This is a genomic window from Leptospira fluminis, from assembly GCF_004771275.1.
GTDB lineage: Bacteria > Spirochaetota > Leptospiria > Leptospirales > Leptospiraceae > Leptospira_B > Leptospira_B fluminis.
Genome location: NZ_RQEV01000012.1, coordinates 465,565 through 486,981, shown reverse-complemented (window position 1 = coordinate 486,981; position 21,417 = coordinate 465,565). Strand labels below are relative to the sequence as shown.

Sequence of the window (21,417 nt, the reverse complement as noted above, 5' to 3'; positions counted from 1 at the left end):
GAGAGATCTCTTTCACCACCCTCATTAAAGTAACACTTTTAGATGAGTAAAGAAGAAACTATTGCATAGGAGAAACCTTTCTCCTATGCGAAGAACGAGGGAAAACTTACGTCAGGAACGTATTTTCTTTCGAATTGCATCCAGTGAATAGTTTCCGGGCCCGTTGAAAAATAAGAACAAGGATCCGAGCGCCTGCGAGTATTCGGATCGAATTTCATGTAAAAAGGCCCAAATTCCGGTCACAGGAGGATTTTGAGGCAAGGCCAAAGGAGAACTTCCGAACAATAACGGAATCTTGGTCATCGTCATGGCTACGATCATTTCCAAGATAAAAACGAGGCTGAACTCTTTCGTAAACAAGCCCATCGCCAGAGATAGCCCGCCCAAAATTTCCAGGCACCCGATCGCTCCGCTTACGAGAGACGGCTCGGGAAAGCCCAGTTTAGTGAAGCGCCCCACACCCTGGTTTGCAAAGAGAAATTTAATGATTCCCTCCCAGAGAAACACGCTTCCAACCAAAACTCGGAGGATTACCGAATATGAATTTTTCGTATCTTCGATTCGAAAGAAATATCTGATCATTTTTATCCTGTATCGTTGTTTTATTAATTTTGGATTCGTTCCGTTAAGAGTTCCTTCCCAGCGAGTAGACTCTTCTGAAAACCGTCCATGCCCATTTGGACTCGCCGCATTCTTCAACAGGTGGGAATCCGGATCGATTCGAAATGAACGATACTCTTTCCTCCACAAACAGCCTAATTTGATCAGGTAAAAAGAAGACGGGCGTATTATATATATCGAACGTTATAATTAAAAATAATTGTTTTGTAAGTTGTTTAGCGTTCGCTATACAGATGATATATAAGTAAGCTGTCGTTTACTATACGGATAAGAACAACGAAAAGGCATTGCCATGCCGGCCGATCGCCTTTGGAGAGAATTGAAATGTCGATACAGAAAACCAAAATTCCGGGGGTCCTCGCGACGATCCTGATTCTGTTACCTGCCCTTGCTTGCCAAAAAGGAAATTCGCAATCCAGCGGTGCGGAAACGCTTTCTTCCCTGGTCGCAAACTTGCAAAGCTGGACCCAGCAAATTCCGCAGCGTGGCGAACAGCTTTATTCTTCCACCGGAGTTCCCTTGCCTGCCGTGCCTCTAAGTACGAACGGCAGATACATCGTCGACTCGAATAATAACCGTTTTAAGCTGAAGGCGGTAAACTGGTACGGGGCAAGCGACACGCACCAAGTCGTAGCCGGTTTGGACAAACAACCGATCACCAATATCGTAGCTCTGATTCAAAACTGGGGTTTTAACGCGGTCCGACTTCCGTTTTCGAACGTCATGTTGCACAATAATTCCCCGGTCGCCGACGCGGACGTTAGCGCCAATCCTCAATTCAGCGGAATGACTCCTTTGCAGGTGTACGATCAGACGGTAAAAGCCCTGACCGATGCGGGAATAGCAGTCGTTTTAAACAATCACACGACGTTAGCGGAATGGTGTTGCGGCTTCGATTATAACGGACTTTGGTACCACACCGGCTCTAGCTTGGCCTATAATTCTTCCACGGACATGTGGCAGGGAGATTGGCTGATGATGGTGAACCGTTACAAAAATAACAAGATGGTCATTGCAGCGGACCTCAGAAACGAAGTCAGGAGCCAGAGAAAGGGAGACACCTACATTCCGGACAGTCCGAATTGGGGATCGGGGGACGTCAACGATTGGCATAAGGCAGCCCAGGATCTAGGAGTTTTAATCACCCAGAACAACCCGGACCTGCTCGTTATCGTAGAAGGAATCAACTGGTGGGGCCTCATCCCTATACTCGGTTCGGGCGAAAGACCCCACCTGAAACCCGTGAAAGACCTGCCGGTTCACCTTCCTGTAGCGAACAAATTGGTTTATTCCGCGCACAATTACGGATACATAGGACCGAAGAACAACGGAGATCCGAATACTTCCGGCGGGAATATCATGTACCGGGAAATGGACACGAATACATTTAACAATACGGTTTATTCGGAATGGGGCTACGTAGTGGATCCCGAGATGTATTATACGACTCCGGTGTGGGTCAGTGAATTCGGAGCATCTCCTTCCACCACGAACCCTCAAGACAAGCAATGGCTTCAAAATCTCGTAAACTATTTGATCGCTCGGGATCTGGATTTCGCCTTTTGGCCGTTGAACGGAAACGATGAATGGGGTCTGGTATCCAGCGATTGGTCCCGAACTTTAAAGGACGATTGGAGATTCGCCCCCTTGAATCAACTCCTAACGTATTCTGGAAATCAGGGTCAGTCCGTCTTCGCGTACCATTTTTCCAATCTTTCGATAGGAAACGGAAACGATAATTCTTCCACATTATATGATGATTGGGACAACGGCGCCAACAAGGGCACCTGCTCGGACGGATACAGATTGAACGGACTCAGCCAGGACCAGAGAGCCTTATGCACCGACGTGAATTACGGGAATCTCTGGGCCCAAAACCGTTCGTATAACGTTCAATCCGTAAACGAAACTTCGACGAGATACCATGGCACGGGAGATTGGGCGGGTGGATTTACAAAATACGAATGCCCGCAAAATTACTACGTATCCGGATTTTCAAAACGCTGGTGGGGAACGAGCGGAATTCTCTGCGCCCAAAGTAACCGTAGTTTAGGAAACAGTTGCCGGACTCTTTGGTACAACCAAGGAGATAACCGCACTTCTACTCGCGGAGGCGATTGGGCTTCCGGTTCCTATAAAGGCCAATGCGACGACAACGAATACGTGGCGGGAATCGCGCAAAGAAACGGTTCAGCAAGCGCCCTTCTTTGTTGCAGATAACGCATCCGTATAAATAACCGCTTTTCCTTTCACCGCAGAAGTAGCAAATTTTCCGGCTACTTCTGCGGTTTTTCTTTTTATCCCTCGACCGAAGTTCAGAATCCGGGAGAATTTTCGAATTTATTTTTAGTATGTAATTAATTAATTACTTAATAGTATTTGCTGCAGAGTCTAAGAAAATAAATCCTGGTCATTGAAGTATGAAACCGATCGTTTCCATCATTCTGCCGACATATAACGAAAGCGAAAACCTACCCATCGCTGCGGAAAGGATTTCACAATCCCTTTCCGACTTTAAACACGAAATCATCGTCGTCGACGACGACAGTCCGGATCATACATGGCAAGTGGCGGAAAACCTCAAACGAAGAATTCCCCAATTAAAGGTCGTTCGGAGACTTTCCGGAAAAGGACTTTCTTCGGCCGTTTTGACCGGAATGGGCATTGCGGAAGGAGATCTTTTCGTAGTAATGGATTCGGATCTCCAGCACGACGAGCAAATCCTGCCGGAAATGATCCGCTCGCTCAACGATAGAGGAAACGATTTGTGCTTGGGTACCAGATATACTAAGGGAGGCTCCACAGGCAAATGGTCCCTCGTTCGGGTTCTTGTAAGCCGATTCGGGAACACTCTTGCAAGGTGGATCCTAAGACAGGACGTATCCGATCCGATGAGCGGATATTTCGGGATTAAAAAAGACCTCTATTCCGAAGTAAAAAACAACATCAATCCTAGAGGCTTTAAAATCCTGCTGGAATTCCTGGCGAGAGGCAGCAAGGACTTAAAAGTCGAGGAAATTCCGTACACTTTTAGAACGAGAATCCACGGAGAGACGAAATTAGACAATTCGGTTCTCCGGAATTTCCTAGTAGCTCTTCTGGACATTCGCTACGGAAAATGGATCTCCCCTACTTTTTTACTCTACGCTCTCGTGGGCGCTACGGGAATCATCGTAAACTTGGGAGGATTCTTAGTGGGGGAATTTCTCGGATTCCCCGATCTGAATACCGGAATTTCTTACGCGGGAACGATTTCCGGTTCCGTGCTTCTAGGAATCGAACTTTCTGTGCTTTCCAACTTTCTTTTCAACAATTACTTTACGTTTTATGAAAGGAGATTCCAAAGTTGGAATGCCGCCAAGGGATTCCTGATTTTTCATAGCGTAAGTCTTTTTAGCCTCGTCTTACAGTTGGGATGCTACCAATTTCTCACAAAAGTCGTCTTTTCGAACGATAGTCATTCCTTGTCCATCTCGGTTAAATTGCTCTGCGATTTTCTGTCCATCGGCGCAAGCCTGATTTCGAATTATTTCCTAAATTCGAACCTGACTTGGACGAAAGCGACGAGGAAATGATTTGATTCCGAAACGGAAAGTGGCATAGTTACCCTACTCTAAGATCCGCTTTTCTAAAGGGGGAAATTATGCCGAAGGTGCTTGTCCCGTTCGCGGCGGGGATGGAAGAAATGGAAGCCGTCATCATCGTGGACGTCCTCCGGAGAGCGGGCATACACGTCACCACCGCGGGGCTCGTTCCCGGCCCGATCGAAGCGTCTCGCGGTACAAAACATCTTCCTGACACCACATTGTCGGAAATACTGGAAGATGAATTCGACATGATCGTACTTCCGGGAGGAAACAAGGGCACGCAAAACTTGGACCAAGATCCGAATCTTCTTTCCCTATTGAAGAGGTTCAAAGCGGAAAAACGCAAAATCTCCGCGATCTGCGCCGCCCCTAGAGTATTGAAGAACCACGGCATCTTGGAACCCGGTCAGAAATTTACCGCTTTTCCGGGTTCCGTTTCGGAATCGCCGGAATATACCGGATCACGTTTGGAAGAATCCGGCGACGTGTTGACAAGCATAGGTCCGGGCTCCGCTTTCGAATTTGCATTAAGAATCGTCGAACTTCTTTCGGGTCGGGAAAAGAAAAATGAAGTCGAATCCGGATTGCAACTCCGTTAACGAACGGCGGACTTTTATTCCCGAACTTCGGAAAGCTTTTTAAAGATAAAATCTCCGTAAGCCGGATAGCAGCTCGGAGACATGTGGCCGGGATCGGAAAAGTCATCGCAGGAATATTCCGGATCGTCGTTCATGTTCCAAAGTGTAGTTTGGGTTTCTTCGTTGAATTTCCGGATTTCTTGATTCCAAATCTCTAATGGAATCCTTTGGCCCTCCGGAGTTTCCGTTTTTCTCGTTCCGTACAATTTATAATACGGTCTAGCAATGCGAACCCATATCGTGGCGTAGGGAATTTTTGCGTTTTTCAAAAGTCTAACCGAATCCCTTTGCATGTCCAACATGTCGGTATGAAACGTATACGGATTCAGATAGGATTGAAAATCGGATTCGGACCTCTTGATCAGTTGGTCTTCCGCCAATGCCACTACGCTCGCATCCCTGGCCGTGCTGCCTTTCTGGTCTTGGAGAGTGTTCAAGGTTTGCACGACCGCTTCCGCATAATTATTCGCCCAGTAGGAATTATTCTTGAGACGCTCTTTAATTCTCCAAAGTTTCGGTCTATCCCGATACATATGGAACATTCGTTTAGACAGAAAGACCGACCATTCCTCTTTAGAGTAACGGTTCCAATGTCGGAATAAAAATCCCGGCGAAAGCCCGTAAACCAGAACCTCATCCAAGGCCAATACCGGTGTTTTATTATAGATTTCCATGGATTGGTCAAGAAGCACGAAATCCGGCCGCAAACCCTCTCCGGTCAATCTCTCCACCCAATACAGAAAATAATCCGGAGATCCTCCGGGAACGGAAAAGTTGTAAATGATCCAATCCGGATACTTCTTGCGCAGTTCATGATAAGGAAACAGAAGGGACCTGGAGTTTCCGAAAAAAACGAGTACCTTTTTTCTTTCGGGTAGAGGTTGCTTCAGATATTCGCGCAAGTCCTCGTAGAGATCGTGCTTACTCGAAAAATTCAAATACGCCAAAGTATTCGAATAATATCGCATGAAATACGAATTGGTCAGAAAACGGTCCAGCAGCAGAATAGAGGCGAGAATCAGGAATGGAATCAAAAGGATTTTTTTTTCTTTCATAGGAGTTTCCGGTTCTTCGCTAAAACTGGCAATAGATACAGGCGCCGGCGTCCTCGGAATACAAGGCGATCGCAAATGCGGTCATTACCGCCGAAAGGAAAAGAAGCAGGACCTTATTGCCTCGGATTTTGTCCGTCCATTCCGGTTTGTATTGAACGAAGTGGAAGAAAAGGAAACCGACATAGGAATATGCGAGCTTTTCCATATTCTCCATACGCTCCAAACGAAACGGCTCCGGTCCGGAGACCAATCCCGCCGCCTGTTCCAGCCAACCCGAACCGTTGCTTAACAAAAGCGAAGACAGTCTATTCGGAATATTCGTAACCAAGCCTAGGACGTGCTGGAGCATTTTCCCGGCGGAGTTCGAACGAAACAGAATCGCGCTGAATGAGAAAAGTACGAAAACGATCTGAACACGGACGAGTGTGAGGAATCGATTCGAGGATTCCCCGTCTTCCCATCCGAAACGTTTCACAAAAAAGCGCTCCGTTGCAAGGATGACTCCCCAATAAAATCCCCATGCAACGAAGGTATAATCGGCGCCGTGCCAAATTCCCCCGACCGTCATCGTGATGATCAGGTTCAGATACGTTCTCCATTCCCCGTTCTTACTTCCGCCTAACGAGAAATAAACGTAATCCCGGAGCCAAAAGGAAAGAGTCATATGCCATCTCTGCCAGAGTTCCCTGCCGGACGGAGAAAACAAAGGTGCGCGAAAATTCTCCGGCAATTCGAACCCGAACATCAACCCCACGGACCGAGCCATATCCGTTAATCCGGAAAAATCGCAATATACCTGAACGGTATATCCGAAACCGGCCAATGCGAGAGAAAGATTGTCGTATTGTCCTGGATTCCCAAAAACGGGAGCGATCACGTTCGCGACGGGATCCGCAATCAGAATCTTTTTAATCAAACCGGAAATCATCAGAAATCCGGCCCGTACCAATCTTTCCCGGTTCAAGGTAAGATTGTTCAGATTCGAGAAAAAATCCTTGGTTCTAAGAATGGGTCCCACGATTAAAATAGGAAAAAATAGAACGAAGGAAAGAAACTGCTTAAAGGTTAAGGTATCGCCTTCCGGTTTTCGGTAAGCATCCACCGCGGAAGCGATCATTTGAAAGCTGTAGAAACTCACCGCAAGCGGAAGGGATATTTTTAAAATCCGCGGAACGTCCTCGAAAAACGGATATCCGGTAACGTCCGCCAAGATCCGGTTGATAAAATAGAAATATTTGAAGAACCCCAGATTGATCACGTTCAATAGAACGGCAACGAACATCCAAGTTTTCTTATGCGATTCCGAAGTCCTAATTTTATAATAAGCGTAATAATTTGCGCTTACGATTGCGAGAAAATGCGTGAAAAAGCCCAACCCGCCGAAAAGTGTCCCCGCACTCAGAACATAAAAAACCGCGCTGGAAACAAGAAGTACATCCTGTCTCCTCCGTTCGGGAGAAAGCCAATATATAAGATAAACCGCGGAAAAGAAAATTAGGAACAGGACGGAATTAAAGAGCACGTCTTATTTACCCTTCTTAAAGAATTCTTTCCAATAGAGGATTTCCGTCGGAGAAAGCTTTCGATCCGGAGCTTTTTCTTCCCCGGACGGCTTCTCAAGAAATGATTCCACAACCTTTGCCGCGAAATCCTCGGATGAGATAGTTTTTGAACCTAATCGTTTTGCAAAAAGTACAATTTCTTGGTCCGAGCTTACCACGAACAAGTCCGCCGGACGCGGGGAATATTTGATATAATCCTTGATCAGGTCATCGGCCTTCAATTCCTGGCTGAAAGATACATTAATCTTTCCGTAGGCGTCTTTCCGAACTTCGCTTCCTTTTTCCTTACGTCCGTCAAAAAAAACGTGAATATTTGGATTTTTAATCTTATCCGAATACGCTTCTAGGATCCGTAGCAGACCTACCCTTGCCTCCCGAAGCCTATCGGAATACATAAACGCTTCCAGCTCGGGAAATTTGTAGATTAAATTGAAACCGTCGACGACCAGATGCATTCTGTGAAATCTAGTGACCAGATTGAGCGTTTCGGAAAAACTTGTAAACACCTTACCGAAAGACGGGCCGAAAGCAATGACGGAGAATACAGCCAAGCCCCAGCGGACTTCCCGCATCGGTACTTTCATCCGCACGATTCGTTATTGGAAAAGCATCCTCCCCGGGACTACGAGAGATTATTTTCTACTTACCATAGCCGCAATAGACGTTTTTCTTTTACTCTTCATCAATACCTACAAAGAATTCCTGCACAGGGATATTTCCACCTATGTTCTTATTTTCGATCTTCTGGTTCTAGTCCTTTGGGGTTTCGAACTGTTCGTCAAATTGCGACAAAAAGGGGATCCGAAAAAGTATCTAAAAACGAATTGGTACGAAGCGGTCGGAATTATTCCGTTTTTTTTCCTACGCCCCTTCCTATTATTGCGGGGAGTAAAGCTGGCGATCGCATTCTACCGTTTCGGAACTTCAGGTCAAAACGTCAGCGAAGCGCTGACTCGCGAAATCACCTTTCGTTTCCGGGATGTGATCGTGGACACCATCGCGGACGCGGTGTTTCTCCATTCTTTGGAACGAGTAGAGGAAGTGATGCTTCGATTGGACTACAGCCAATTGGCAAAACAGGCTTTTGCAAAACACAATCTAAGATTCCATGAAAAGGTGAATGAATCCTTGCAATCCAAGTTCCTTTTGGAAGAAGTTTCCAAACTTCCTTTTATGTCGGAAATTTCACGGAGGCTAGGAGAAAACATCGGTCAGATGGTGGCCGAAATTCTGGAAACCGAGGTTATGGGCGACATTATGAAAGATATCACCGCGAATATTCTTCATGAAATGACCGACCACGTGCGTAAACTTCCGTTGGAAAGAATTACCCGTACAGCTTCTCTCGATTCCGAGATCTGAAGGTAGAAAAGAAGAATTTACGTTTCTCTTAACTCTGCTCTCCGGGAAATTTCAGTATGAGCACCTGCGTAGTCGATTTAGCGACTAATTTTTCCTCTTCGTCGAAGGCTTCGGCTTCCAGATAAATATGCTGGTTTCCCCTCGCTACCACCCGCGCGGTCACTCGGATTCTTTGGTTTTCCTTGATCATACGGATATAACTTACGCTCAGCTCTAACGTAGTCGTAGGTTTGCCGGCGGCCAGATAGCACAGAGGCCCGAAAGTATTGTCGAAGGCGGCCGCGAGAAAGCCTCCTTGAAAAACTCCCATCGGATTGGAAAATCTAGGTTCTATGTAAAAACTGCAGGTAAGTTCCTTTTTTCTCCGGTAAGAAATAAATTCTCCCGAGAGTTCCACAAACGCAGGAGGCGGTAATTTAAAAGAAGGGGCGAATTTGGAAAATTTTTCCAATTCTTTCTGCATCTCAGTCAAATATTTCTCTTCTTCGGACACGCAATTCTCCTCGACCACAGTCTGTAAAAACGGATTCCTCTGATTTTTTGTTACGCTTTCATAACGTAAATCACTTCCTGGGATATTAGGAACCGGTATGGACCCAAATTCTTCTTGCACGCGAACGGTGTTCGTTGTCTAAAGAAGAAAAAGCCATGCCTTCCGAAACGAGCACTCCTCCACCCAAGAGCCAACAGCATTCTTTTTTGGAATCGATTTGGAGAGAATTCGGAACGAAAAAAGAAATTGCTTTAGCCATTGCAGGCGGAGGAATCAAAGCGTTTTACGGACTAGGCTTTGCCTTCGCACTGCGTACTTGGGGAATCAAAGTTCGGGAAGTATCCGGAGTCAGCGCCGGAGCGGCGATGGCAGTCAGCACTTTGTCGGAAACCGAATTGGAAAGTTCTGTCTATTTCGAAGAGCTGACCCGCAGAAATCCTAAAAATTTCTATTGGAATCGTCTTTTACGAATTTTGCCTCCTTTTCCTCACGACGGAATGGCTCGTAGAACCGTCAGCTATTGTTTAAAACTTCCGAAACTCTTATCCAAGGCCGCGAAAATTCGGATCCACGCCGTGGAAATTCCGGGCGAGAAGGTGGAGAAAAATAAAAACGGAGAGCCGAATCAGAGACTTCTCTTAGCCAAAGCGGCGAGAATTATCCGAGCCTATTTTCAGGACGAGGAACTCAGAAGAAAAGGAAAGGCTCCGTTCTATGTCATGGAAAAAATGCAGGAATGGGGATGGAGAGAACGGACATTCTCTGAAAAGGAATTTTCCGATCATGAGACCGTTACTCAGATCGTCATGAATTCGTGCTCGGCGTTTCCGGTATTACCTCTGCAAAGTTTAGGAGGGAATTATTATCTGGACGGAGGGTTGACCAACAATCTACTCCTGGAAGACTTCAGTTCCGACCTACCTAAAATCGGAGTCTTTTATGAACCTACCACCCTAGTCGGAAAATCTCCCGAGGTGATGGAAAATACCTTATTAATTTCCCCGGAATCCCCTTTTATCGAGCAGGGATTCGATTACACAAAACCGAATTTAATTCGTTATGCATTCGAGAAAGGCCAAGAGGATGCGGAAAGAAATAAAGGACGAATCCTAGGACATCTTTATCCGGATTGGAAAAAAAACTTGCTTTCTTTTTTCGAACAAATAAAATAATTACTTTGGTTGGAGGGAAGCTGAAATCTTGCTGGACCTGGGTTCGATTCTGTGCAAATCCAGCTCACGATCGCCTCAGTAAGGGTTTCAATCGCAAGAACGGATCTCAATCGATTGAAATTTCACCTATAGTCGGTCTTTCACCCACCCTGATCTAAGGCAGCATTCAAGGATTTGTGGGATGGACCAATCAACCCTTCGAAAGATTTTAGAGTATCAGATTCAGGAAAGTCGGAATGCCGAAAATCGTAAATCACGAAAAATATAAAGCGGAAATATTATCCAAGTGCGTAGACATACTTGCACGGCGAGGTTATTCCGCGGTTTCCATGCGGGAAATCGCAACCGAATTGGAAGTGTCTACCGGCACCTTATACCATTATTTCTCCACGAAAGAGGATATATTTAAGGAATTAGTCAAGTTCGTACTCAGTAAGGACATCGAGGAACTCCAGGTATATTCGAAAGGGGAAGAAAACCAGTCCATCGAAAAACGAGTGGACGCATTGTTCAACATGGTCAAGGCGAGAGAGAGCTACTTTCAAAATCTCTTATACATCATATGCGACGTTTCCCGACTGAAAAACCATGAGGAAGAAAAACAACTGATCGCGGAAGCGATGAAAGAATACGTTACGATCATTACGAAACATCTGGGAATCACCAACCCGAATCTCAACCGACTGTTAATCAGCATTATCTTGGGCACGGTAGGCCAAAGAATCGTAGACCGGGAGGCGATCAAACTGGAGGAAGTGACGGAAGTGGTGAAGGACTTTATGGGAGTCGTTCTCGCAAATACCTTTACTTTCTAACGATCGGGCATAAACGACATTCCCGATCGCTTCAAGAGGACCTCAATCGAACTTGTATCTCGCGATCACTTTCGTTTTTTCGGAGTTCTTTCTTGCCTGGTTCCAACCCAAGGATTTGCCCAAATGGTCCAGAATAAAGGATAGGTTTTCAGGCGAAGGGAGTCCGGGCACTCCCGCCCCGGATCTTCTGAAAAAGAAATCCGTGGCAGAATAAATCTCCTCTCCTGCGGCGATCGTTCGTATTTCCGCGGAATATAATTTTTCTCCGTTATTCAAAACTGCAAACGTTTCGTCAGGTTTTGCGTGCGGCAGAATTTCGTAGGATTGGCTTCCGTATCTTTCCGCCAGAGTTTCCAGAATTTCTCCTCCGAATTTGGGGAACTTATTCGCCAATCCTCGTAATAAAGAGGAAAAATCCGAGAACTCTCCGGAAATTAACGGAACGAAATTCGTTTCGCAAGGTAAAAAGGATCCGGGCAAGGTATCGCAAAGCTTATCCGCGATTTTCTCCGCTAAGGCCCGACTCGTGGTGTACTTGCCTCCTAGAGCCGTAAAAAATCCTGGAAGGCCGTTTTCCTTATGATCGATGATTTCGGTTTTCCGAGATGCGTTATACGTATCGGAAGTCTCGCCGGAATCTTCCACCAAAGGACGCATTCCTCCGTAAAAAAATTCCACGTCGCTTTCCTTCAGTTCCGTATTTCCGTACGCGTGGTTGATCTCATCCAACAACTCCCGGATATCCCTCCGAGTTACCCGGAATTTATCAGGAGATTCCTGATAAACCGTATCCGTGGTACCGATGATGGTCTTTCCTCTCCAGGGAAGGACGAACATATGAGTCTTATCTCTTTTCTTTAAAACCAAGGCCTTGCTACCTTGGATGGCCCTCGTAACGATATGGATTCCCTTGGACCGCACTAGTATTTTATCCATGCCCACTCCCGCCAGAGATTCCACGAAATCCGCCCAGGGTCCCGCTGCGTTTACAACAGTCTTGGCAAAGACGGGCATTTTCTTTCCCGTTCTCTTATCCAGGAGGATGGCTTGGTAGATCTCTTCTTTCTGTCTTGTAAGCGCGACGAGTTCCGTATAATTGCGGGCTTCTCCTCCGTTTCTTTGCGCGGAAAAGATGAATTCGCATGTATGACGTTCGGGATTTAAATTTTGGTAATCGTAATAAAGAAAGGCGCCTTTCAATCCTTCCCGAGAAAGGGCCGGCGCCTCTAACACCGCCTCCTCTTTGCTCAGAAAACGGAACCGTGGAATCCACCGGTCGGAGGAAATCTCCCGATTCCGATCGTAGGAAAACATGTCGTACATGAGAAGGCCCGCTTCCAACATCGCCTTTTCCGCAAAGGAGTAAACGGGCATCAGGAAGCCGAGCGTTTTGACCGCATGAGGAGTGATCTTTGCAAGAAGACGTCTTTCTCGAAGCGACTCTCTCACCAACCCGAACTCAGCATTTTTCAGATAACGAAGTCCGCCATGAATCAGCTTGGAAGTCGCCTGGCTGGTCCCGGAAGCGAAATCGTTCTTTTCCACTAACAAAGCTTTGATCCCTCTTAGAGTAACGTCCCAAAGCAAGGTTGCTCCGGTGATTCCTCCTCCGATAATCAGAGTGTCATAGACCTGGGATGAGATTGTTGTTTTAGAGGCGGGAATTTTCGATTTGCGTGAGGAAGGCATAAGGTTCCCAAACTGTCTTTTTCCTCCGTTACGGTCAACGATTTACGCGAGTCGTCGCAGTTTCCCCTCCCCTAACCCCAATTAAAATGTTGAATCGTCTTCTCAAATTTGCAACTAGGTAGACGTGGACCGGGAAAGTAACGAACAGAGTTCTCCAAAAACGGAGAAAGATTCCGCATCCGAAACCCGAAACACGCAAAGAACCTGATCAATTGAGCGGATATCTACCGACTTCTAGGAAACAAATCCTGGAACGGAGATAGGTCGCGAACTAGATTCGTTTTCGATCGATGATTTCGATTTTTCCTTTGCGCTTCCGCATTTGCCGGATTTTCTGGATCGGAATTCCTTTCTACCGGGAGCACAGCAACCTATGTTTTACCACGAACTCGATGCGGACATTGATTATTCCAGAAACAATCTGAGATGGAATGCGTGGGGAGCGATCGACCGGGATTTTTTCCGCAAAGCGCAAATGCCTGAGATTTTAGAACTGCTCAAACGGGAATTTAAGCTGGAGAAGATCAACAACACTCCTGCTGCGGCGCTGGAAGAGATCAAACTTCCTCCGTCCAAACTCGGAGCCTCGGATCTAAAACAGCTTTCTTCGATCGTGGGAAAAAACCATCTCAAAACGGATCGCTACGAAAGAATTTTTCACTCCGCCGGAAAAAGCTACTACGACGTACTGAGATTGCACCGGAATACGTTATCCTCCTTTGTGGACGGGGTCGTTTATCCGAGCAAGGAAAGCGAAATCGTTAAAATCCTGGAATACTGCGGCAAAAATAAAATCACTCTCATTCCTTTCGGAGGCGGATCTTCCGTGGTCGGAGGATTGGAAGTGATCAAGGGAAAAGGACACAAGGCGGTGGTTTCCTTGGATACGACCAGGATGAACGAATTCCTTTCCTTGGACGAGGAAAGTCATACTGCCACCTTCCAAGCCGGAATTTACGGCCCGAAGTTAGAATCGGTCCTGAACAAAAAAGGTTATACTTTGGGACATTTTCCCCAGTCCTTCGAATACTCCACTCTCGGAGGTTGGATCGCCGCAAGAAGCGCGGGACAACAATCGAATCGTTACGGTAAGATCGAAGAAATACTAACGAGCACCAAACTGATCTCCCCTTCCGGAACTGTGGAAACTCTTCGCGCACCCGCCTCCTCCACCGGACCGGATTGGAACCATATCATCGCAGGAAGCGAAGGTTTACTCGGAGTGATTGCGGAAGCCACTGTCAAAATCCATAAAATTCCGGAAACGAGGAAGTACTTCGGCCTAGTATTTCCGAATTTGAACGCCTCTCTTGGTTTCATTCGGACCGCCAACCATGAGGAAATCAAAACCTCTATGTTACGTCTTTCCGATGCCAACGAGACGAGATTGTACGAAATCTTGGGCGAATTGGGGAAAAAGAAAAATCCGATCCGCGCTTTAAAGAAATGGATCCAGGCTCGAGTCCTAGATGCAAAAGGGATAGGATCGGAAAAATGCGTCGTTTTAGTCGGACTGGACGGTTCCGCGAAAGAAGTGGCCCATTCTCTTGAAAACCTGAAACGGATCTGGAGAAAATACGGCGCTCTGTACGCCGGAGAAAAACTGGGCCAAAATTGGATTCACGGCAGATACAATATGCCCTACTTAAGAAATCATATTATGGAATTCGGGTTGGGAGTCGATACGATGGAAACTTCCACTACCTATGAAAGGCTGGAATCTCTTCACACGGCGGGTTTGGAAGCTTTACAAACCTCCATTCCCGGATCCATAGCGATGTGCCATCTTTCTCATAGCTATTCGGAAGGGGCTTGTCTGTATTACACCATCCTATTTCCGATCGAAGAGAAAAAACCCGAAGAGCAGTGGAAGAAAATGAAACGAAAAGTTTCGGACGCTTTCGCCGCTCATAAAGCTCCGATCAGCCACCATCATGGAGTAGGATTGGATCACAAACCTTGGTACGAAAAAACGCTGGGAACCGCGGGAGTTTCCGGTTTGAATGCGTTGAAAAAATCCCTGGACCAAAAGGAAATCCTGAACCCGGGTAAAGTCTTCCATTCCTGATCCCGCCGAAAGGATGCTTAGCGAAAGGAAACGGACTCGTTTTTTCCGATTTTATCGGAAAACGGGTCTTCGTTTTTCCAAGATCGATCTCATTCCTTCCTGTCCGTTGGCGGAATGAATGGCTGCAGCCAACAAATCGATATCCCTTGTCTCCAATTGGTTCGCAATTAGCCGTTGGGAATCCCGTAATGATACTTTGATTCCGATGACGGACTCTAACGCCATATTCGCGAATCCGTCGCACCATTTTCTGGCCTTTGCGATCAGATCCTCTGGAGTTGCAGAATCGTCTACCAGACCTAAAGAAACCGCTTCTTCCGCCTTCAATCCCTTTCCGGAATAAAGCAGTTCTCTTGCCGATTTGATTCCGACCAATTCTTTCAATACGAACCCCGCAGTGGACGGGAAATTCAATCCGATCAAAGATTCCGGAAATCCGATCCTCCCTTTTTTTTCCACGAGGATCCGATAATCGGAAAAAATCGCCAAGACGGCTCCTACCCCCATAGAATGTCCGTTCATCGCACAAACCACGGGACGATTCGCAAGGAGCACTTTTCCGCAAGCGCTTAATGCCTCTCCTAACACGCTCTTGATTTCCGCCAGATCTTTCCCGACAAAAATTTCAGGATTGAATCCGTTGGAAAAAAACTTATCGTTCCGCCCCGAAAGTAGGATCGCCTTGACTCCTTCGTCTTTTTCGGCGTCGTCCATCGCCTTCCGCAATGCACGAAAGAATTCCACATTCAAAGAATTGAATTCGTTCGTTTTAATATATAATTCTAATATATGTCCGTTTTTTTCTATTTCGATCATCTGGATGATTTTTCCTTTTTAAAACCCGAAGACGGAAGGAGAGACACTCTCGATACGATTCGTCTTCTTCATTTTGATTTCGATGCGATTTTGATCCGAGGAATCCTCTCTGGATACGATCCGAGTCAGGGTCACCTTTGGCGGAAATTCCACTTCGCCTTGCACGCTAGTCACCGCTTTTACGTTTTTGCGGCTGGAATTCCATTCCACCGTAGACACGCCTTTTTCCGTCACGTAATAGGTCCATTCTTCCCCGCCTTTCCGAACCAGAATGATCCTTTCCTTGGGTTGGACAAGAGTGGAATTCGGCTGAAACAATCGGATGTTCTGGCTGGATAGCAAATGATAAATGACGGGAAAAGGTACGATGGTGCTCTTTCCCCCGTTGGGATCCGAAAGCAGAATATCGTCCATAGGCTGCTCGTGGATTTTTTCTTGCGCCGCCGTTTTGATCCGAATCTGCTCTCCGTCTGTGTAAACCTTGGAAACGCTGATGCCGAAAAGTCGATCCGTCAGTTCGATCTGCATCTTACCCGTGGGCTTGTCGTAGTAGATCTTACCGTTCAGGGAAAAGACGTCCTTTTTCGGAACGAAGTTCTGGATGCGAATTTCGAATTCCCCCGAATAGGACGTGCCTTTGTCTTCGATCCTTCGAACCTCCTCTAAAAACTTGGAACCTTCCTTGGATTTGGCGCTGGTAAAAACCAATTTTCCTTTGGAAGGAAAACTGATTTCTTCAATTTCGGCAGTCGCGCAACCGGCAAGCAATAATAGAGGTAACAGGATTCCCGAACCCAAGGACCGGAAATGCATTTGATTCGGTTCCAAATTTTCTCCCTCCCGGTTTCGTTCAAGGTTTGGAAAAAACCGGTTTCAATTTCAGCTTCTCCAATTTCTGCCGGATTCGGGCCTTGTCTTCCTTCTTTTGAAACAGCTTTTCCGATTTTTCCCAATAAGATCTGGAGTCGCCCAACTCCCCCCGATCGAAATGAAGATCTCCCAAATGTTCGTATATCGTAGGATCTTTTTCGTTCTTCTCCTGCATGATTTGGTTTGCCAAATTCAAATGCAACAAAGCGTCCTCCAAACGACCCCGCTTATAATAAATCCATCCGAGACTATCCTGATAGGCCTCGTTGTCCGGCGCGAGCTCCACCGCCTTCCGAACTAGCGAGTAGGCTTCCTCCAATCGATTTCCGTTTTCCGAAAGATAATATCCCAAATAATTGTAAGCGATCGGATTTTCCGGATCCAACTCCATCGATTTGCGCAAGTCCGTTTCCATATCGACGATCTTTCCCAACTTTTCCAAAGTGATGGCTCTATAAAAATAGTAGATCGCGGTCTTGGGCTCCAAAGAAATCGCTTCCTCGAAAGCGTGTCTGCTTCCTTCGAAATTCTCCGCTTGGGAAAGCAGCACTCCTAAAAGATAATGGGCGTAGGAATTTTTCGGATCATCAGCGATCACCTTTCTCGTAATCTGCTCTGCTTCCGTAAACTTGCCGGGAGGTTGACTCCTGAGCAGAAAAGCCAAATGCAGATCGTATTTTCGCGCAGCTTCGGAATTTTCCGACAACTCTATCGCCTTCCGAATCGCTACGATCGCACGATAGACGGAACCGGATTGTTCGTAAACGGTCGCCAGAAAATTATATCGTTCCGCAAGATCCGATTTGGATGCGTTGCTCTTTACGGCTAATTCGATGGATTCGTTGACCAAGGTTTCCGCGAGATTCCAAAGCTGGGATTGCACGGCGATCCCGGCCGTCTCCATAAGTTCGCGGGAAAAAACCTCGCTCTTAAAATCCGGTTCGTGCTTTAGAATCTCCATCATTGCCAACCGAACCCAAAGACGATTCGGATATTTCTCCCGGACCGGTAGAATGATTTTTTTCGCTTCCGAGTACTTGGAATTCAATACGCAATAAAGACCGTAAAGTAGGGAGCCTTTGTTCAGCTTCCCTCGACTTTTCAAATCCTCGAAATAGTTCGCCGCCATGGATCGACTTTCCACGAAATACATCTCTCCGAGCATCATCTCCACCGAGGAATTCCCCTTAATTTGTCCGAGGATCCGCTCCAATTCCTTCTTAGCCTGGGCGAACTTACCGAGCTGGTTCAAAACTCCCGCTAACAAGAAACGAGTCTCCCAAGCATCCGGCCTTTGCTGCAAATAATTCGAAAGATAAAAAAAGGCTTTGGCGTTCTGTCCTTGGGATAAATAGATCTTTCCTAAAGAAAGATTTACAAATTCCTTATATTTGGGATTTCCCTCCTTTCTTTCGATCGAATCGTTCAGGGAAGTCAGATACAGAATGGATTTGGCGTTGTTTTGAACAGCGATGCTCGAGGAGCTAAGTAAATAATACACGTAGGAATCCGCTTGAAAACGGCTCAGATTCTCCTCCAGAAAATCCACGGTCTTTTGGTATTCCGCCTGTTCGTAAAAGATGCTGGCCTTAAGAAGATACGATTCCCGGTAATTCGGATCCGCTTTTTCCGCTTCCTCAGCCTCCTTTAAGGCTTCCTTGAATTGCCCGATCGAATAATGGGCCATTCCCTTGTTCCAGCGGGAAATCGCGGACACACCCGCACCGACCGCTTCGGAACACCGGAAATACTTTTCGAATTCGTGTATGGCCTTTAGGGTTTTTTCCCCTCTCTCACGACCGTCCAGTCTCCTGGCCTCGTTCATCGTTTCGTAAGCGAGGGAAAGAAAAAAAGAAGGCCAAACGCTACGGCGTCTTCCCTCTTGGTCCGAATCCGAGCAAAGAACTTTTTTTTCGGAATCCGAAGGGGAAGCGCCAAGACCGGCCAAGAGGCTAGTCGATAGAACTAGAATAGGAATAGTGCTTGCTAGTTTCATAATCCCCGGACGTGTATTAGCTTGGGAAGAAAGATCGGAGGAATCCTCCCCGCTCAGTCTACGCGGAGGACCGGATCCGTCGAACGAATTTTCCCTAACCTGAAGGAAAGAAATTGTTCAACATCCTGCGAGAAAAGAAAAAACTTTTCCTAACCCTTCTGTTCATTTGGACGGTCGCCGCATTTTGGATTTTTCCGCGGCGGTTCGAAATTCTTCGGGATGTCGCCCTTTGGCTCGATCCCCCCGTTCTCAATCCCTCTCTTTCTTTGGAATTACAGGAGAAAGGGGATAAATTTCTGAACGAAAAGGTGGAATTCCGTCAGGTCGAGCATTATCTTCAGTTGAATAAGATGTCGGAAGCATGCTCGAGATCCAGGGACCTCGGAAAATCCGGAATGGACGATATCTTTCGGATCCCCTCATGGATGGAAGCCGAGCGGAAAGGTTGGACTCTGGAAAAACTCGAAGGCAGGGATTCCCCGGTTGCCAAAAAAGGTAGAATCGATCCGAGCGACTATTGGAAAGAATTCTCTCCCCTCGTCCTAAAATCCTTGGATTTTTATAAGCGGTCCCTGAGCTACAATCCCTTCGACGGATACAACGTGATCCCGAACCAGGCGGGTTTTGGAACGACCCGCCCCCAGATTTTCGGCAAGAGCTTACTGGAAAAGATCCGGCTTACCGCCTTTGCCGCTTGTAGACCTGAGGAAGCGATCGTCTCTCATTTCCAATCTCTGCTCAGCATAGAGGATCTCGTTTTCGAAAAGATCAAAGTGCGGAAAAAGGATCCTGCCTCCTGGTGGCAAAGAATCTTAAACTTCTTCCGATTTAGTTGCTCCGCCGACGAATCTAACGTAACGGAGCCGGAACTTCCCAGAGAAATCCGAATTTGGCAAGCGATCCAAGAAGCAGATTCCTCCCCGATCGTATTTTCCGAAAGAAATCCGGAACGAACCACTTTGAAAGCGAATCAATACAAAAAGCTACTGTTAAGGACTCTGGAACTCTTACGGGGAGAAGCCGGAACTGCAGGCTCCTCCTTTTCTCCCCAGGAATCCGTTTCCTTACATACTAGAATGCTGTATTTCTCCTGCTCCCAAAGGGACATACCGCCCGAAGCAAAATATTGGGGAGCTTCCGCGATCGCAGCGTTGCCTTGCAGGAGTTCCGACGAAGAAGGGTTGAGACAATTCTATTCCAATATGTTCCGCGCGGCAGAGTTCTATTATAGATTAGGAGACAGGGAATCTTCCTACAGAAAAAAAGCGTCGGATTATTTTGAAGCGGTATATCGATCTGGAAAGACGAATCTGGAAACCAAATTTCAGTCTAAACTAATGAGAGTCCGCTGCCTACTATACCAACAAGCTTGGGACCAGGCATTGAAAGAATTGGACAGCCTCCAAAGCGACTTGCACTCTGTGGATCCGGAATATAGATCGGATCGGTCCGGATTCGAGGACCTGATCGAAGACAGGAAAAAACTTTTACAATACGTGCTCCGCAGAAAAGGAAGATACGAAGAAGCGGACGACCTTTTCGATGAAAAAAATTAGATATTTCGACTACAACGCCACTCATCCTCCTTTGCCGGGATTACTTTCCTCCGTAGTGGAGGAATATGAAAACGATTTCTACAATCCTTCCGGTCCGACTCGTTTTTCGCTGAAACGGCAGGGACGGATAGAAGAAGCTCGCAAGGTTCTAGGCAGCCTTACGGGAAAGGATCCGAAAGGCTTCGTATTTTGTTCCACGGGAACGGAAGCGAATTATCTTATGGCGACTTGGGCAAAGAGATTCGTAAAGACGACGGCATACGTTTCCCCCTACGAACATTCTTCCTTTTACCAAGCTCTGGAAAACGCCAACGTTCCGTACGGAGTATTGGAAGGACATAGCTCCGGACTCGTTTCCTTGAGTGAAATCGAAAAGAATCTCAAGGAGAATCCGGGCCCGGTTTTTATCGTTCACGCAGCAAACGAAAGCGGAGTCGTGCAGCCATTACGGGAAATCGGGGAAATCTGTCACAAAGCGGGTCAAAAACTTTTTTCCGACGTTATGCAGTCTTTTGGAAAACTGGACATCCCTTTTTCGCATCTTGCAGGATTCACGTTTTCCGGTCATAAAATAGGCGCCGGCTTGGGAACTGCAGTGACTTGGTTCGAGCCGGAAGGAACCGGAACGGTGGGGATTTTTCGGGGAGGAAACCAAGAAAACGGATTTCGGGCCGGCACGGAAAATTCACCTTCGATTCTAGCCTTGGCAAAAGCTGCGGAAATCCAATTTTCGCAAATGCGATCCAAAAACGAGAAACTCCTTCGTTTTCGAAATAGGATCGAAACCTTCCTGGAATCGATAGGAATCCAAATCGTAGCCAAGTCCTCCCCTAGATTGCCTTCCACCACGTTTTGCCTGCTGCCTACGGAAGACTTGGATTTTTTTATGATGGGGATGGAGGAAAAAGGGTTTGCACTTTCAACCGGTTCCTCTTGCAAATCCAGGTCCAGAGAACCTGCACCCTCTCTTCTTTCCATGGGATTTTCCAAAGAGGAAGCCCTACGCGCCGTACGGATTTCTACCGGGACCTTCACTACCGAGGAGGAAGTGGAAGAACTTCTCGCAACGATCCGAATCGTATTGGATTCGATCAGGAACTGCTAAAATTCTAATATT

The 21,417-nt window shown here is 46.7% G+C and carries 18 protein-coding genes; 9 read left to right on the top strand and 9 right to left on the bottom strand.

Annotation, left to right across the window (positions count from 1 at the left end; genetic code table 11):
* Window positions 1–111: 111 nt before the first annotated feature.
* Window positions 112–582, bottom strand: a complete 471-nt coding sequence (locus EHO61_RS14235) for a DoxX family protein (RefSeq protein WP_135814203.1) — start codon at window positions 580–582, stop codon at window positions 112–114.
* A 363-nt stretch (window positions 583–945) separates the two neighbouring features.
* Here EHO61_RS14235 and EHO61_RS14230 point away from each other — a divergent pair, with 363 nt between their 5' ends.
* From EHO61_RS14230 to EHO61_RS14220, 3 genes are all read left to right on the top strand, one after another.
* Window positions 946–2,841: a glycoside hydrolase family 5 protein gene (locus EHO61_RS14230; RefSeq protein ID WP_135814202.1), complete on the top strand. Its 1,896-nt coding sequence runs from the start codon at window positions 946–948 to the stop codon at window positions 2,839–2,841.
* Between the two features lie 200 nt (window positions 2,842–3,041).
* The gene (locus EHO61_RS14225; protein ID WP_135814201.1) at window positions 3,042–4,196 is read left to right on the top strand and encodes a glycosyltransferase; all 1,155 of its coding nucleotides are present in this window, start codon (window positions 3,042–3,044) and stop codon (window positions 4,194–4,196) included.
* Between the two features lie 68 nt (window positions 4,197–4,264).
* A complete protein-coding gene (locus tag EHO61_RS14220) occupies window positions 4,265–4,807 on the top strand; it encodes a DJ-1 family glyoxalase III (protein WP_135814200.1) in 543 nt (180 codons plus the stop codon).
* Between the two features lie 14 nt (window positions 4,808–4,821).
* Here the strand turns inward: EHO61_RS14220 and EHO61_RS14215 are convergent, their stop codons facing one another.
* From EHO61_RS14215 to EHO61_RS14205, 3 genes are read right to left on the bottom strand one after another with little or no spacing between them, the layout of a single operon-like run.
* Complete coding sequence (locus EHO61_RS14215; RefSeq protein ID WP_135814199.1) at window positions 4,822–5,901, bottom strand: DUF1574 domain-containing protein; 1,080 nt, start codon at window positions 5,899–5,901, stop codon at window positions 4,822–4,824.
* Window positions 5,902–5,920: 19 nt separating this feature from the next.
* The gene (locus EHO61_RS14210) at window positions 5,921–7,423 is read right to left on the bottom strand and encodes an MBOAT family O-acyltransferase (RefSeq protein WP_135814198.1); all 1,503 of its coding nucleotides are present in this window, start codon (window positions 7,421–7,423) and stop codon (window positions 5,921–5,923) included.
* A gap of 3 nt (window positions 7,424–7,426) precedes the next feature.
* Window positions 7,427–7,918 carry an NYN domain-containing protein gene (locus EHO61_RS14205; protein ID WP_210415348.1) on the bottom strand — a complete coding sequence of 164 codons (492 nt, stop codon included), beginning with the start codon at window positions 7,916–7,918 and terminating at the stop codon, window positions 7,427–7,429.
* A 76-nt stretch (window positions 7,919–7,994) separates the two neighbouring features.
* Between EHO61_RS14205 and EHO61_RS14200 the strand changes: the two genes are divergently transcribed.
* Window positions 7,995–8,825 carry a hypothetical protein gene (locus tag EHO61_RS14200; protein WP_135814197.1) on the top strand — a complete coding sequence of 277 codons (831 nt, stop codon included), beginning with the start codon at window positions 7,995–7,997 and terminating at the stop codon, window positions 8,823–8,825.
* A gap of 28 nt (window positions 8,826–8,853) precedes the next feature.
* On the opposite strand, the gene EHO61_RS14195 is transcribed toward EHO61_RS14200, so the two are convergent.
* Entirely contained in the window at window positions 8,854–9,288 is a 435-nt protein-coding gene (locus EHO61_RS14195; protein ID WP_135814252.1) for a PaaI family thioesterase, read from the bottom strand.
* A gap of 164 nt (window positions 9,289–9,452) precedes the next feature.
* On the opposite strand from EHO61_RS14195, the gene EHO61_RS14190 reads away from it, so the two are divergent.
* The gene (locus EHO61_RS14190; protein ID WP_246032140.1) at window positions 9,453–10,490 is read left to right on the top strand and encodes a patatin-like phospholipase family protein; all 1,038 of its coding nucleotides are present in this window, start codon (window positions 9,453–9,455) and stop codon (window positions 10,488–10,490) included.
* Between the two features lie 236 nt (window positions 10,491–10,726).
* Window positions 10,727–11,305, top strand: a complete 579-nt coding sequence (locus EHO61_RS14185; RefSeq protein ID WP_135814196.1) for a TetR/AcrR family transcriptional regulator — start codon at window positions 10,727–10,729, stop codon at window positions 11,303–11,305.
* A 42-nt stretch (window positions 11,306–11,347) separates the two neighbouring features.
* Here the strand turns inward: EHO61_RS14185 and EHO61_RS14180 are convergent, their stop codons facing one another.
* Complete coding sequence (locus tag EHO61_RS14180; protein ID WP_135814195.1) at window positions 11,348–12,994, bottom strand: glycerol-3-phosphate dehydrogenase/oxidase; 1,647 nt, start codon at window positions 12,992–12,994, stop codon at window positions 11,348–11,350.
* 373 nt (window positions 12,995–13,367) lie between these two features.
* Between EHO61_RS14180 and EHO61_RS14175 the strand changes: the two genes are divergently transcribed.
* A complete protein-coding gene (locus EHO61_RS14175) occupies window positions 13,368–15,062 on the top strand; it encodes an FAD-binding oxidoreductase (RefSeq protein WP_135814194.1) in 1,695 nt (564 codons plus the stop codon).
* A 51-nt stretch (window positions 15,063–15,113) separates the two neighbouring features.
* On the opposite strand, the gene EHO61_RS14170 is transcribed toward EHO61_RS14175, so the two are convergent.
* Genes EHO61_RS14170 through EHO61_RS14160 form a run of 3 tightly spaced genes read right to left on the bottom strand, consistent with a single transcriptional unit; the run spans window position 15,114 to window position 18,744 of the window.
* Window positions 15,114–15,878, bottom strand: coding sequence for an enoyl-CoA hydratase/isomerase family protein (locus EHO61_RS14170; RefSeq protein WP_135814193.1), 765 nt, complete (start codon window positions 15,876–15,878; stop codon window positions 15,114–15,116).
* Window positions 15,879–15,896: 18 nt separating this feature from the next.
* Window positions 15,897–16,691, bottom strand: a complete 795-nt coding sequence (locus tag EHO61_RS14165; RefSeq protein ID WP_135814250.1) for a hypothetical protein — start codon at window positions 16,689–16,691, stop codon at window positions 15,897–15,899.
* A gap of 37 nt (window positions 16,692–16,728) precedes the next feature.
* Entirely contained in the window at window positions 16,729–18,744 is a 2,016-nt protein-coding gene (locus EHO61_RS14160; protein WP_135814192.1) for a tetratricopeptide repeat protein, read from the bottom strand.
* Between the two features lie 113 nt (window positions 18,745–18,857).
* On the opposite strand from EHO61_RS14160, the gene EHO61_RS14155 reads away from it, so the two are divergent.
* Complete coding sequence (locus EHO61_RS14155; protein WP_135814191.1) at window positions 18,858–20,300, top strand: hypothetical protein; 1,443 nt, start codon at window positions 18,858–18,860, stop codon at window positions 20,298–20,300.
* The gene (locus EHO61_RS14150; protein WP_135814190.1) at window positions 20,287–21,405 is read left to right on the top strand and encodes a cysteine desulfurase family protein; all 1,119 of its coding nucleotides are present in this window, start codon (window positions 20,287–20,289) and stop codon (window positions 21,403–21,405) included. Before EHO61_RS14155 ends, EHO61_RS14150 begins: the two co-directional genes overlap by 14 nt.
* Window positions 21,406–21,417 lie beyond the last annotated feature (12 nt).